This is a genomic window from Bradyrhizobium genosp. P, from assembly GCF_049949265.1.
Lineage (GTDB): Bacteria > Pseudomonadota > Alphaproteobacteria > Rhizobiales > Xanthobacteraceae > Bradyrhizobium.
This window is the reverse complement of sequence record NZ_CP188195.1, coordinates 4,234,422-4,246,454: the sequence shown is the minus strand read 5'-3', so window position 1 is coordinate 4,246,454 and position 12,033 is coordinate 4,234,422. Positions and strand designations below refer to the sequence as shown.

13 protein-coding genes and 2 pseudogenes are annotated in these 12,033 nt (G+C 55.6%); 9 read left to right on the top strand and 6 right to left on the bottom strand.

Annotation, left to right across the window (positions count from 1 at the left end; all coding sequences use genetic code 11):
* Nucleotides 1–140: 140 nt before the first annotated feature.
* The gene (locus ACP2YO_RS20600; RefSeq protein WP_426442438.1) at nt 141–608 is read right to left on the bottom strand and encodes a hypothetical protein; all 468 of its coding nucleotides are present in this window, start codon (nt 606–608) and stop codon (nt 141–143) included.
* On the opposite strand from ACP2YO_RS20600, the gene ACP2YO_RS20595 reads away from it, so the two are divergent.
* The 4 genes from ACP2YO_RS20595 to ACP2YO_RS20580 are packed head-to-tail and all read left to right on the top strand — an operon-like array spanning nt 607 to nt 3,964.
* Nucleotides 607–1,248 (top strand): glycosyltransferase, encoded by a 642-nt coding sequence (locus tag ACP2YO_RS20595; RefSeq protein ID WP_426442437.1) that lies wholly within the window; start codon nt 607–609, stop codon nt 1,246–1,248. The genes ACP2YO_RS20600 and ACP2YO_RS20595 overlap by 2 nt on opposite strands.
* 19 nt (nt 1,249–1,267) lie before the next feature.
* Nucleotides 1,268–2,263, top strand: a complete 996-nt coding sequence (locus ACP2YO_RS20590; protein ID WP_426442436.1) for an NAD-dependent epimerase/dehydratase family protein — start codon at nt 1,268–1,270, stop codon at nt 2,261–2,263.
* Nucleotides 2,264–2,267: 4 nt separating this feature from the next.
* On the top strand, nt 2,268–2,981 hold the full coding sequence (locus ACP2YO_RS20585) for a nucleotidyltransferase family protein (protein ID WP_426442435.1): 714 nt from the start codon (nt 2,268–2,270) through the stop codon (nt 2,979–2,981).
* Nucleotides 2,978–3,964 carry a GHMP kinase gene (locus tag ACP2YO_RS20580; protein WP_426442434.1) on the top strand — a complete coding sequence of 329 codons (987 nt, stop codon included), beginning with the start codon at nt 2,978–2,980 and terminating at the stop codon, nt 3,962–3,964. Before ACP2YO_RS20585 ends, ACP2YO_RS20580 begins: the two co-directional genes overlap by 4 nt.
* Before the next feature lie 20 nt (nt 3,965–3,984).
* Here the strand turns inward: ACP2YO_RS20580 and ACP2YO_RS20575 are convergent, their stop codons facing one another.
* Genes ACP2YO_RS20575 through ACP2YO_RS20565 form a run of 3 tightly spaced genes read right to left on the bottom strand, consistent with a single transcriptional unit; the run spans nt 3,985 to nt 7,034 of the window.
* Nucleotides 3,985–4,722, bottom strand: coding sequence for a class I SAM-dependent methyltransferase (locus ACP2YO_RS20575; RefSeq protein WP_426442433.1), 738 nt, complete (start codon nt 4,720–4,722; stop codon nt 3,985–3,987).
* 6 nt (nt 4,723–4,728) lie between these two features.
* A complete protein-coding gene (locus ACP2YO_RS20570) occupies nt 4,729–6,015 on the bottom strand; it encodes a protoporphyrinogen/coproporphyrinogen oxidase (RefSeq protein WP_426442432.1) in 1,287 nt (428 codons plus the stop codon).
* The gene (locus ACP2YO_RS20565; protein ID WP_426442431.1) at nt 6,012–7,034 is read right to left on the bottom strand and encodes a lysylphosphatidylglycerol synthase transmembrane domain-containing protein; all 1,023 of its coding nucleotides are present in this window, start codon (nt 7,032–7,034) and stop codon (nt 6,012–6,014) included. Before ACP2YO_RS20565 ends, ACP2YO_RS20570 begins: the two co-directional genes overlap by 4 nt.
* Nucleotides 7,035–7,294: 260 nt before the next feature.
* On the opposite strand from ACP2YO_RS20565, the gene ACP2YO_RS20560 reads away from it, so the two are divergent.
* The 4 genes and pseudogenes from ACP2YO_RS20560 to ACP2YO_RS20545 all read left to right on the top strand — a co-directional run.
* A complete protein-coding gene (locus ACP2YO_RS20560; RefSeq protein WP_426442430.1) occupies nt 7,295–7,903 on the top strand; it encodes an SIS domain-containing protein in 609 nt (202 codons plus the stop codon).
* A 5-nt stretch (nt 7,904–7,908) separates the two neighbouring features.
* Entirely contained in the window at nt 7,909–8,457 is a 549-nt protein-coding gene (locus ACP2YO_RS20555; protein ID WP_426442429.1) for a D-glycero-alpha-D-manno-heptose-1,7-bisphosphate 7-phosphatase, read from the top strand.
* Nucleotides 8,444–9,160 (top strand): transaldolase, encoded by a 717-nt coding sequence (locus ACP2YO_RS20550; RefSeq protein ID WP_426442428.1) that lies wholly within the window; start codon nt 8,444–8,446, stop codon nt 9,158–9,160. Before ACP2YO_RS20555 ends, ACP2YO_RS20550 begins: the two co-directional genes overlap by 14 nt.
* Nucleotides 9,161–9,312: 152 nt before the next feature.
* Nucleotides 9,313–9,978, top strand: a pseudogene (locus tag ACP2YO_RS20545) (tyrosine-type recombinase/integrase); the annotation flags it as partial.
* A 31-nt stretch (nt 9,979–10,009) separates the two neighbouring features.
* Here ACP2YO_RS20545 and ACP2YO_RS20540 read toward each other — a convergent pair.
* Nucleotides 10,010–10,240, bottom strand: coding sequence for a hypothetical protein (locus tag ACP2YO_RS20540; RefSeq protein ID WP_426442427.1), 231 nt, complete (start codon nt 10,238–10,240; stop codon nt 10,010–10,012).
* A gap of 91 nt (nt 10,241–10,331) precedes the next feature.
* Nucleotides 10,332–11,474 carry an RIP metalloprotease RseP gene (gene rseP / locus ACP2YO_RS20535; protein WP_426442426.1) on the bottom strand — a complete coding sequence of 381 codons (1,143 nt, stop codon included), beginning with the start codon at nt 11,472–11,474 and terminating at the stop codon, nt 10,332–10,334.
* Between the two features lie 251 nt (nt 11,475–11,725).
* Between rseP and ACP2YO_RS20530 the strand changes: the two are divergent.
* Nucleotides 11,726–12,015 (top strand): annotated as a pseudogene (locus tag ACP2YO_RS20530) (hypothetical protein).
* Nucleotides 12,016–12,033 lie beyond the last annotated feature (18 nt).

The following is a 12,033-nucleotide window of genomic DNA, read 5'->3' as shown; positions in this document are numbered from 1 at the left end:
ACTCCGATTTCGAAAAAGTTAAAAAACCAAATAGATCAGATGCTTGCCGCGACCACTGAGCTCAATGGCCGATGTATGCACAACCTTCCTCGCGATGCAAATAGCAAAACTACGGGGTGCCCCGGTTCGGCCCATCAACCTTACCTCCGCCCCGCGTCATCGTCGACAAGGACTCCACCACAGCTCGAGGCCGAAAGTTGGTTAACCGCTGCACTGTGGCCGGCACTGAGCACGACAAGCACGAGGCCCGCGCCCTCGCTTCTCTGCCGGTCGCCTGTAAAGGCGTCAGCGATCGCCAGCGGCATGTCGCGGTGATGCGGGCTTTTAACTCGTTCTCCGGGATAGCGCTTAAATCGATGACCTTCAGGCTGGGGAGCGGACGCGGCGTAATGCGCTATCCCGCCGCTTCCTGACCTTGCCTGGACCCAAGCGCGCACATGATCGGCACTGTTGACCATGACAATGATCTTGTCTGCAATCGCCATTTCAATGTGCGCATTTTCTGGTAGGTACTGGATGCGGCTCGCGAGTTGTCGAAACGGCGACCTGCCGCATGACTGGCGGAGTGCAAGATTGTCGCGATTGCAAACCAAGATTACCGTCGCCATGATCACCCGCAACGAGGAAAAGGCGGTCGGCAAGGTGATCGGCGACATCAGGGCTGCAGTGCCGGGCGCTGAGATTCTCATCGTCGACAGCAGTTACGACCGAACGGCTGACATCGCTCAGTCCCTCGGAGCGCGCGTCATTCGCCAGTTTCCTCCGCGCGGATATGGCCCCGCTATGGATACTGCATTGCACTCAGCTGAACGTGAGGTCGTAGTGACTCTCGATTGCGACGATACATACCCCACCGAATTCATCGAGCAAATGGCACGCATGGTGATTGAAGAGGGTTTTGATTTGGTGGACGGCTCGCGCCTTGTCGGCAAGCCTGCGGCAATGCCATGGCTCAACTATTTCGCCAACTGGGGCTTTGCGGGCATAGCTTCGATTCTGTTCGCCCGGCGGATTACCGACCTACACAGCGGTATGCGCGCCTATCGCAAGACCCTAATCGAACGTCTGCAGTACCAAAGCAAGGGTGCGGCTCTGCCGGTCGAACTCCTGCTCCGTCCGATCAGGCAGGGATACAAAGTAAAAGTGATCGGCATTCCATATCGGTCGCGCATCGGCGAGAGCACGATGGAGCCCTTGCAAGGCGCATGGTGGACACTTAAGCGCATCCTGCGCAGTCGGTTCACGTAACGTGGTGAGCCGTATTTCCATGAACAACCGCCGCTCCCGCACCGATTTAGGCAACCGGTATTTCATCGTCGGCGGTGCCGGATTCATTGGCAGTCATTTTACGGACCGGCTGCTGACCGATCCGGCGATTGCCAAAGTTACCCTTTACGACAATTTCTCCTCAGGCCGCGACTGGCACTACGAGCACCACCGGGACGATCAACGGCTTGTGGTGGTATGCGCCGATGTAGGCGATCTGCCTCGTCTGGAGGCTGCCATGGCTGGCCACGATGTGGTGATTCACCTCGCATCCAATCCTGACATCGCGCGCGCCGCGACCGAACCTGAGATCGATTTCTATCAGGGTACGCTGCTCACAAATAACGTGTTGGAAGCTATGCGACGCACGGGCCTAGGTCGAATTCTTTACGCCTCAGGGAGTGGAGTATATGGCGATCTTGGAGAGGTCGAGACAACTGAAGATTATGGCCCGCTGGCCCCCGTATCTACATATGGGGCTAGTAAGCTGGCTGGCGAGGCGCTCATATCGTCTTATTGTTTTATGTTCGACTTGACCGGCTGCGCATTTCGATTCGGAAATGTCGTTGGACCACGACAGACCCATGGGGTCGGCCTTGATTTCGTGCGGCGCCTCATGCGTGATCCGGGGCGCCTCCAAATTCTCGGCGATGGAACACAGAGCAAGTCTTATATTCATATTTCTGACGTTGTTACTGCCGTCCTGCACGCTAACCGATATTGTCTCAAACCTTTCGAGACCTTCAATGTCGCAACGGGTGATTACATTACAGTCACCGAGATCGCTGAACTTGCCGCCGAATGTCTTGCATTGGCACCAAAGCCCGTTTTCGAATATTCGGGTGGCAATCGTGGGTGGAAGGGTGACGTTCCAATCGTTCGCCTTAACACCGATCGTATCCGCGCACTCGGCTGGACATGCCAGCGCGTTACCCGTGATGCCCTGCGCGATTCCCTGATGGCGTTGATCCACGATGTCCGCAACAAGCATATCTAAGAAGATGCCACCGCTTGCCTTGCTGGCAGGTGGTTTGGCAACTCGGTTGCGGCCAATCACGACCACTGTGCCCAAATCTATGGTCGAAGTCGCGGGGTACCCTTTCATCGCGCATCAGCTTCGCCTGCTGGCGCGTAACGGAATTACCGACATCGTGGTCTGCATTGGGCACCTAGGCGAGCAGATCGAAGCGTATGTCGGTGATGGCTGGGCGTTCGGATGCCGCGTGCGCTATGTGAGCGATGGTGCCCAACCGCTCGGCACAGGCGGCGCGTTGCGCCATGCGTTGCATCTGCTCGGAGAGCAGTTTTTCGTTATGTACGGTGACACTTATCTTGATATCGATTTCCGGGCCATATACGCAGCCTTCCTTGGCGCTCGCCGTCCCGCTCTGATGACCGTATTCGAGAACCGCGGCCGATGGGACGTGAGCAACGTCGAATTCGTAGACGGAATGATCCGCCGGTACGATAAGGTAAACCGGACGCCGTCGATGCAACACATCGAGTATGGCATACACGTCCTTACCGCACCAGTTTTAGCGGAGCGGCCGCTGGGAGACCCATTCGATCTGGCCGATCTATCCCGTGACCTTCTCGCGCGCGGGCTTCTCGCCGGTTATGAAGTTGACAAGAGGTTTCATGAGATCGGTTCACCCGCAGGTCTCGCCGAGACGAACGCTTATCTCTTAACAGCCGCAGAGAAACGCGACCGATGATCATAACGCGAACACCTTTGCGAATCTCGATTGGCGGTGGAGGAACCGACCTGCCGTCCTACTATTCACAATTCGGAGGGTTCGTAATATCGGCGGCCATCGATAAGTACATCTACATCACAATCAATCGGACTTTCTTTCCTGGCTATTTTCTCAAATACTCTGAAATCGAGCATGCGCTTAGCTACGATGAGATTTGTCACCCGCTTTTTCGTGAGCTACTGCGGCTGAACGAGGTCGAGCAAAATGTCGAGATCGTAAGTGTTGCCGACGTACCTGCCGGCACCGGCCTCGGCTCATCAGGCAGTTTCCTGGTCGGGCTTTCTCATGCACTTCATGCCCATAAGCACGAGCCGGTAAACGCTGAGTTCCTGGCCTGCGAAGCGATTGAGGTCGAGATGGTCCGCCTGAAGGAGCCCGTAGGCAAACAGGATCAATACGTTGCGGCCTATGGCGGGTTGATTTGTCAGGAATATAATACAGACGGCAGCGTCGTTATTACGCCGCTGCGGATTGCGCAATCGACACTATGGGAGATGCGCGACTCGCTGATGATGTTTTTTGTAGGTTATACGCGCAGTGCCGTCGATCTATTATCTGAACAGAAGCAACGTTCTGAAGAAGGCGACCGGCAAATGATTGAGGGCCTCCATTTTGTCAAGCAGCTCGGGCTGGAGATAAAGATCGCGCTCGAGGCGGGCGACGTCGGTCGATTTGGGGCGATGATGCATGAACACTGGCTGCGCAAGCGTAGCCGGTCGAAGGGAATGAGCAGCAATCGTGTCGACGAACTCTATGAACTTGCGCGAACGAAGGGCGGCGCGACCGGCGGCAAGCTGGTTGGGGCAGGTGGCAGTGGGTTCCTGCTGTTTCACACCAACGATCGGCGACGGCTGCGCACGATCATGACCGAAGCAGGCGTCCACGAGATGGACTTTGCCTTCGATTTTGACGGATCGGTAGTGATGCTCAGAAGCGGTTGACCGGCTCCGCATCCGTGTGGTCAAGGTCTAACTTTTGCAGACAAGACGATGCGGAATGCAAAAAGGCCTGGGAGAATGCTGGCGAACGCCTGCTCAACCGGCAATAGATATTTCTTATAGAACTGATAGCTCGGCGACTCGAGAATGCTGCCGGGGTGTTTGCCAGCAACCAACTTCTTCACAAGCGGAAGGAAAGCGCGGACGATCCCGGGGTCAAACGTCCGGCGCAGCGGCGTGAAACCGGCATTCTCCACCAACTCTCGAGCTGAACGGAAGGTAAAGAAGCGCATATGGGTCCTGTCCATCGTGCCACTGTCCCGATAGTCGAAGCGTCCGAGCATTATCCGCAGCCGATTGTCCCATACGACGGCATTCGGCAGCGACACGATTAGACGGCCGCCCAGGGCGAGATACTGTTTGTAAAACTCGAGCGCCTTTTCCGGGTACGGCAAGTGTTCCAGTACGTCTGCCAGCATCAGCCAATCGAACCGACGGTCCCCTAACATCTGCCCAACTTTCGCAAAGTCCGTAAGATTAAGCTCAATGACTTCGCTCAGGCGAGTGCGTGCAGTCTCGCATGCGACCGAGCTTTCATCGATGCCAGTAACGCGAAATCCAAGTGTCTCTATCTCCAGACCAAGTCGACCACGGCCGCAACCGATATCGAGTACCGTACCAGTCCTATTGTCATTATTTTTTGCTTCAACAAACAGGCCAACAACAGCGTTGTTGATGTCCTCGTGCTCGTAGTAACTCATTGCCTGTTAATCCCTATCGAGTGCCGCCGCTGCTTTGAGGCCGCGGCGGATGGCTTCGTCCATATTTATGTATTCGAATTCTGCATTTCGTCCAACGCTGACGATGCCAAGCCCATTGAGATAGTCGAGCACTAGACTCAACTTCTTGTCGTAATCGAAAGTGCGCACGACATAGGCATGCTTGGTGCGGTAGACGCGCTGAAAGCGCATGCTCTCGCGCTTGAGTAGATTCATCGTTTCCATTCCGTCGACGACCCGGCGGACAACTTCCTGGTCGTCGAGTTCGTGAAACCCGTCTCCCGGATTGGTAGTGATTTCGGCGACAATGCCTTCGTGGCCTGGTGGCGCGCCCTCGGTGGTGAAGTTGAGCGAGAACGACAGCCGATGGAAAGGGAAGCGCATATCCGGAACGTAGAGCGCCGTGTAAGGTGTCGGGCTGTGGGTTGCAGCACCAATCATCACGGTGGTCAACGAATTGTAACGCAATCCATGAACCGCCGCGCGCACAGCTGTGGAAACGTTCGGCAAGCTGTCTATCAAATCCTCAATGGGGATTGTCGACACGATCCTGTCATAGGTCTTGACTCTCGCCCCGTCGGTGACATGCCAATGCGCGCCCTCACGCCAAACCTTTTCGACGCGGAAACCAGTCGTGACATTCTTGCAGTCCCGTCCAAACGCACGCGGTAGGGCTTCGATTCCGCCACTCTTGGGATATCCAAAATTGAGCTGATGGGTGTAGCCTTCGGTCTCAACGCCAACTGCCGATTTGATGACGTCCGCGACCGGTGGACGCGGCACGCGCCCTTCGACCCAGTCGAGGGTCATTTCCTCTGCAGGCACGTTCCAGATTTTTTCATTGTACGGGATCATGTATTTCTCGGCGATGCCTTTGCCAAAGGTGTGATAGATCCATTCCTTAAAATTCGTGGGTGCTGGATAATCGTTGTTTAGATAGTGGTACAGGCACTCGAACCGATCCTGTGGAGCCAAATCGTATAGCCCGTTTTCGAATGGATACTTGACGAACCTCCCGTCGAACCAAATCATGTTGTTACGTCGGCGTATGGCGAGATTATCGCCAAGCTTTTCATGCATGAATGACAGTACGTCCTGGTTGCGGGAGAATAGGACGTGGGGCCCGCCGAGATCGAACGTGTAACCTTCCTCGCGTAGTGTCCGGCAATGTCCACCACACTCTTCATCGAGCTCGAGGACCTCACTTTCGTGCTTGCGGCACTGACTTGCTACTACGAGGCCAACAAGACCACCACCGAGAACTCCGATTTTCATGAACCGACCTCGGCAACAGAGGGCTTTGCGGGAAATGCAGGAATACCCAGAGTCAGATCTTCGTTGCCCGACCTTGAGCCAGCATCAAGATCCCATCCTGTAATCCAGATTAGCCCACCAGGCAGCGCGATCAGAATTTGGCAGGCGCCGAACAGCAATGAGATCGTTAACGCGATTTCTGACGGGATATTGAAGGCGCTTAAAACGACAACCAACGCCGCTTCCCGTATTCCCCACCCCGCCAGTGATATGGGCAGCAATTGAACTAGCGTCACCGGGGGCACGACCAGTACCCAATCAACGAAAGATAGGTCAGCGCCCATACTCTGAGCAATTCTTTGATAGGCGTAAATATTTATCGCGGTTCCGAGGAGCGCCAACGAAAATATGACGCCGAGCCGACGAGGATCACTGACTAGGCGGCGCCCTTCGATCGAGATCGACGCCAACGGAGAAAGGAATTTCACCCGCAATAGAAAACTGGGCAAGAAATCAAGAGAGAACAATGCGGCCAAACCACCGACCGCTAAGACGAAGATTGCTACGAAAACACCCTGCTGCAGGCGGTCAGCCATCATACGCAGCAAGATGGGGAGGCCGGCCGCATATACCAATACAATTGATGCAAAGCCCATAGCTCGGTCGAGCAAGACGCTCCTGATAGCTTGTCCCGCCGGGATGCCAAGTAGATGACAGCGCCAGACGCGAACTGCGTCTCCACCTACTCCGCTGGGAAGCACTTGGTTGAAGAATAGACCGACCAAGAGAATCTTCGCCAATTTCGCCAGACCCGGAGAAGATCCACTCGCAGAAAGGATGTAATGCCAGCGAGCTGCATTTGCCGGAATCGTCAAAGCGAGAACGAATGCCGCGAGGCCGAGTGACGCTAAGCTTAAACTCGTTAACGCGTTTGAAATATGGTGAAGATCAACATGCGAAACCAGAAACCATAGCAGGCTCACCGTCACCGCGATTTTGATACAAACCGCGACCGTGCCTCGAACGAAGCCTTGCGTCATAAAGGGTTACTCTAACGTGGTTAAAATCAACGATTCTCGCGATGCCTCTTAACATTGTCGGGAATTTTCAAGGGGTCAAGCAATGTCTCGTTATTAATGTTAAGGTCCTGCTCGCAACCATACGGTGAGCTTGGGCAAAGGACGAGAGTGACATATTCGAAAGTCGCTCGTAAAATATCATATGCTCACCTGAAAAATTCTGATGCACATCACGCAAGTGAGATCGTCGGGACAGCGGATTTTTACAAGGGCAGGAAAAGATGGGTTACGCTGAACAGCACATGCGTGAATCGATCCAGATCATCGAAAAGATGGATCTGACGCCAATTGAAAAGATAGCCGATCTGCTGGCGCAAGTGAAAGCCGAGGGCGGCCGAGTCTTTTTCCTCGGCGTGGGAGGAAGCGCCGGCAACTGTTCTCATGCGGTTAATGATTTTCGTAAGATCGTTGGCATCGAATGCTATGCGCCAACGGACAACGTATCAGAATTGACTGCGCGTGCCAATGACGAGGGCTGGGCATCCATATTTGTAGAGTGGCTGAAAATCAGCAAGCTGTTGACAAAAGACGCGATTTTTATTTTTTCCGTCGGCGGCGGAAGCATTGAAAAGAACATCAGCCCAAATCTAGTGACCGCATTGCAGTATGCCAAGACGATCGGAGCAACGATCATGGGCGTCGTAGGCCGCGATGGTGGCTACACTGCTCAGGTTGCCGACGCCTGTGTGATCGTACCTACCGTAAATTCGGAAAATGTCACTCCTCACTCTGAAGCGTTTCAGGCGGTGGTTTGGCATCTGCTAGTCTCGCATCCGAAACTGAAGGCAAACCAGACGAAGTGGGAATCCACGGTCGGGACTGCGAGTTAGCGCTCATGAAATCGAAGGCGATCTTCCTCGATCGCGACGGCGTGTTAAATCGTCCAATGATCCGAGCGGGAAAGCCTCACCCTCCGGCGCGGGTCGAGGACCTGGAAATTTACGAAGGACTCAGTGAGCGGCTTCAGCGTCTGAAGGATCGGGGGTTCGTTCTAATCGTGGTTACCAACCAACCGGATGTTGCGCGTGGAACCACGTGCAAGGAGACAGTCGAGGCAATCAATAGGCTTATTGCGCGCAAAATAACGGCGATCGAAAGGTTCATCGTCTGCTACCATGACGGCGGTGACGGCTGCGACTGCCGCAAACCGAAGCCAGGAATGCTACTGGCCGGCGCCGCCGAGTTCGAAATCGACCTGAGGCGGAGTTATATGGTCGGGGACCGCGGAAGTGATGTGGAGGCCGGCATCGCTGCGGGTACCCGCACCATCTTCATCGATCGCGCGTACGAGGAACCGCCCCCTACCAACTACAACCACAGGGTCTTCTCGACGCATGAAGCGCTGACAGTCATAGAGAGCGAGAGTGACAATGAAAACAATTGAAGAGCTAAACGTCAAGATTTTCGCCGATGGCGCGGACAAGGCAGGCATGCTGGAGATGTATGCAAAGCCGTTCGTTAAAGGTCTGACCACCAATCCGACGTTGATGCGCAAGGCCGGAATCACTGACTACAAGGCTTTCTCCCTAGATATTCTAGCAGCCATTCCCAATCGGCCTATCTCGCTCGAAGTGTTCTCCGACGATTTTGCCGAAATGGAGCGTCAGGCGCTGGAAATTGCGAGTTGGGGCAAGAATGTCTACGTTAAGATTCCCGTCACTAATACCAAACGGGAAGGCAGCTACAGGCTTATCGAGAAGCTTGCCGCCAAGAAGGTTAAGTTGAACATCACCGCGCTGATGACCTTGGATCAAGTGCGGGACGTCGTGGCTGCCCTGGATCCGGACGTCCCAAGTTACGTTTCAGTGTTTGCTGGCCGCATTGCTGATACGGGTCTGGATCCAGTTCCTCTCATGGCGGGGGCTTTGGAATTGCTCAAAGCTGCCCCAACAGCCGAGTTGATTTGGGCTAGTCCGAGGGAGCTCCTGAATATTTTTCAGGCTGACGCAATCGGGTGCCATGTCATCACCGTCACCAACGAGTTGCTAAAAAAACTTCATCTGGTGGGTAAGGATTTAAATGACTACTCGCTTGAAACGGTTAAGATGTTTTTCGACGACGCGCGAGCGGCGGGATTTAGGCTTTAACGATTTAGAGAGCAAAATCTGACCGAAATGAATCAGATGGGGATTGAACGAAGCCGCTGCCGCGGCGTAAGGGGCAAGGGGCAAGGTGGTTAGGTCGCCTCCTGGCTGAGAGGATGTGGGTGTTGGAGCCCCCCTCAGACAGGAGTATCGAGATGGCCGATTTTAGCCCTCTTCGCCGCCGCATGATCGAAGACATGACCGTCCGCAATCTGTCGCCGGCGACGCAGCGATCCTACATCAGCGCGGTTTCGAAGTTCAGCCGCTATTTTGGCCGAGGTTAGAGCTGGAACACGTCCGCGCCTTCCCCAGGTGCATCTGGTCTCGACCGGCATATCATGGCCGACGCTGAACCAGATTGTCTGTGCGCTACGGTTTTTTCTACGGCGTCACGCTCGGCGAGGCGCTCGTCCCAGAGCGCATTCCGTATGCGCGAGAACCGCGCAAGCTGCCGGTCGTGCTCAGCGCCGACGAAGTGGTTCAGTTTCTTGAAGCGGTATCGAACCTGAGGAGCCGCGCCACGCTCAACACCGCCTATGCGGCCGGGCTCAGGGCCTCGGAGGTTGCGGGACTGAGGATCGAAGACATCGACAGCGCCCGCGGCGTCATCCAGGTGCTGGGCATCCTGCGCACCTACTGGCGGCTCGCCCGGCCACGGCTTTATCTGTTCCCTGGTCGTGACGAAGATCATCCGATCGATCAGACCGTGTTGCATGCCGCCTGCCGGTCGGCGATGAAGGCTGCAGGCCTGACCAAGCGCGTCACGCTCCGCACGCCACAGCTTCGCGACACATCTTCTCGAGAACGGAACCGATATCCGTACGCATCCGGCGTAGGCCGTAGCTCATTAGATTATTCTGGCAGCTCCGGGCTTTCCTTGTACATACGGACGAGCTCGATGAGGTTTTCGATTCCGAAGTCGGTGAAGGCCTGGATGCCATGTTCTCCGTCGCCATAGACCCAGATGGCGCCGTCTTCGATTTCCATTTCATTGGCGACGTCTCGCAGCCAGTCTTCGTCTTCGCCAAGATCCTCGGCAACACGGTTGACGGTGGTGACGTGATGAACCTTGTTGACGTGCATGGTTACGCCGCTCGAGCGGGGATCAGGTTGCAGAATGGGGGGAACGAAGGGCTGGAGTTTGTTTTCCGCAGACGCGGCTTCCAAGCGAGTGTTACGCGGCCAAACGCCAAATGTCGTTGACGGTCGTGAATATCATCAACGCCAAGATGAGGGCGCCCCCAACCCGCATACACCATTCCCGCGCGACTGCCGGCAACGGCCGGCCCCGTGCGGCCTCGATCATGTAAAACATAATATGGCCTCCATCGAGCACAGGCATCGGCAAAAGATTAAGTAGACCGACCGAGACAGACAGGATTGCGGCGAGTTGAACCAAGGCCGATATCCCGAATGTTGCGACGTAGCCAGATACCTTGGCAATTCTGATCGGACCGGCCAGCGTGTCTGGCGATGCGCTGCCGGCCGCAGCACTGAAAAGGAAGCGCAGAGTTTGGTCGACGATGAACCAGGTCTGCTTCGCGCCGAGCCCGATTGCCTGAATCGGACCAAACTTTTCAATCTTAGTGTCTTCCGGGGCTCTTGAACGGCCCAGTCCGAGATACCCAATTCGGCTAACGTCTCCGATGGCGTCCTTCACCTCGCGTACCGCCGGAGTTGCATGGAGCGAGACACGAGCACCGTGTCGATCAACCACGATCTTGAGGAACCGTCCCGCGCTGGCACTAACTATGCGCTGGAGCTCGTCAAAACTTGCGACTGCTGACCCGTCGATTGCGAGCACCAGGTCGCCCGATTGGAAACCTGCAGCTGCGGCGGGACTGTCTGGTTGAATTGTCTCGATTCGCGTTGAAGCAATTTCCTTGCCCGAGAGCATGAAAGTGCCCGAGAACACGACGATCGCGAGCAGAAAGTTGGAGATTGGACCGGCGGCAACGATCGCGGCCCGGCGTCCTACGGACGCCCCCGTAAAAGTCTCGCGAAGATCGCTGATGCTCGCAGTTTGAGATGGCTGTGCCACTCCAACGCCGGCTGGGTTACTGTCGCCCAGAAATTTGACGTATCCGCCAAGCGGGATTGAGCAGACCTTCCACCGCGTACCGTGGCGATCGTTGAAGCCCACCAACTCGGGACCGAAGCCGATGGAGAACGTCGTGACCCGAACTCCGCACGCGCGTGCAACCAGGAAATGACCTAGTTCGTGAAAAAAGACGACAATCGTCAGTACAAATACGAATGGTACCACATAGCCAGCAAGCCAGATGCTCCATGTGCCGAGGTTACCGATGAGATCCATGTTGGCCTAATCCAATGATCGTGTCTTACGCTAACCCGTGCACTCCGTCGTTAAACTAGCACATGATTCGTAAATTTACCCATACGCAGACGCGTCTTGCCGGCTACAAATCGATTGTGCCGTAGGCAATCAGCCTGATATTCCGCGCGCGGAGCCTTCCAGGGGCCGTGATCGCGTCGGATGGGTCCTACCTTCTCTTCCGCAGCCTACAATCTGGTGGGGCTCCCGAGGCTGATTGCCAAGCCCGGCTGATGGCCAAGGTGCCCGACTTGGCCAAGGCCTTTGCCCGCCGCTGGCCCATCGTAGAGATGGACGTCTGGGACGGCGGCTTCCTCGATCTTGTTGAAGAGGCACATCTCACGTTCCAGGGCAAGTCCGATGGCGAAATCGCCTTTGGGGCGACTTCCTGGACGTGCGCTACGGCACCCAGATCGGCCTGCGCCGAGTTCCCATGGGAATGATCGGCACTGCAGGCAGGCTCGTTGGCCACTTCTACATCCACAATGGCGACGATTCAGCCTTCGTTTGCGAACGCGGCTGAGAGTTCTTCGATAGCCTG

Coding starts and splice junctions, on each gene's coding strand:
- rseP (WP_426442426.1), bottom strand. CDS start 11,474: ATGGATCTCATCGGTAACCTCGGCACATGGAGCATCTGGCTTGCTGGC.
- ACP2YO_RS20585 (WP_426442435.1), top strand. CDS start 2,268: ATGCCACCGCTTGCCTTGCTGGCAGGTGGTTTGGCAACTCGGTTGCGG.
- ACP2YO_RS20565 (WP_426442431.1), bottom strand. CDS start 7,034: ATGACGCAAGGCTTCGTTCGAGGCACGGTCGCGGTTTGTATCAAAATC.
- ACP2YO_RS20575 (WP_426442433.1), bottom strand. CDS start 4,722: ATGAGTTACTACGAGCACGAGGACATCAACAACGCTGTTGTTGGCCTG.
- ACP2YO_RS20540 (WP_426442427.1), bottom strand. CDS start 10,240: ATGCACGTCAACAAGGTTCATCACGTCACCACCGTCAACCGTGTTGCC.
- ACP2YO_RS20600 (WP_426442438.1), bottom strand. CDS start 608: ATGGCGACGGTAATCTTGGTTTGCAATCGCGACAATCTTGCACTCCGC.
- ACP2YO_RS20580 (WP_426442434.1), top strand. CDS start 2,978: ATGATCATAACGCGAACACCTTTGCGAATCTCGATTGGCGGTGGAGGA.
- ACP2YO_RS20555 (WP_426442429.1), top strand. CDS start 7,909: ATGAAATCGAAGGCGATCTTCCTCGATCGCGACGGCGTGTTAAATCGT.
- ACP2YO_RS20590 (WP_426442436.1), top strand. CDS start 1,268: ATGAACAACCGCCGCTCCCGCACCGATTTAGGCAACCGGTATTTCATC.
- ACP2YO_RS20550 (WP_426442428.1), top strand. CDS start 8,444: ATGAAAACAATTGAAGAGCTAAACGTCAAGATTTTCGCCGATGGCGCG.
- ACP2YO_RS20560 (WP_426442430.1), top strand. CDS start 7,295: ATGGGTTACGCTGAACAGCACATGCGTGAATCGATCCAGATCATCGAA.
- ACP2YO_RS20595 (WP_426442437.1), top strand. CDS start 607: ATGATCACCCGCAACGAGGAAAAGGCGGTCGGCAAGGTGATCGGCGAC.
- ACP2YO_RS20570 (WP_426442432.1), bottom strand. CDS start 6,015: ATGAAAATCGGAGTTCTCGGTGGTGGTCTTGTTGGCCTCGTAGTAGCA.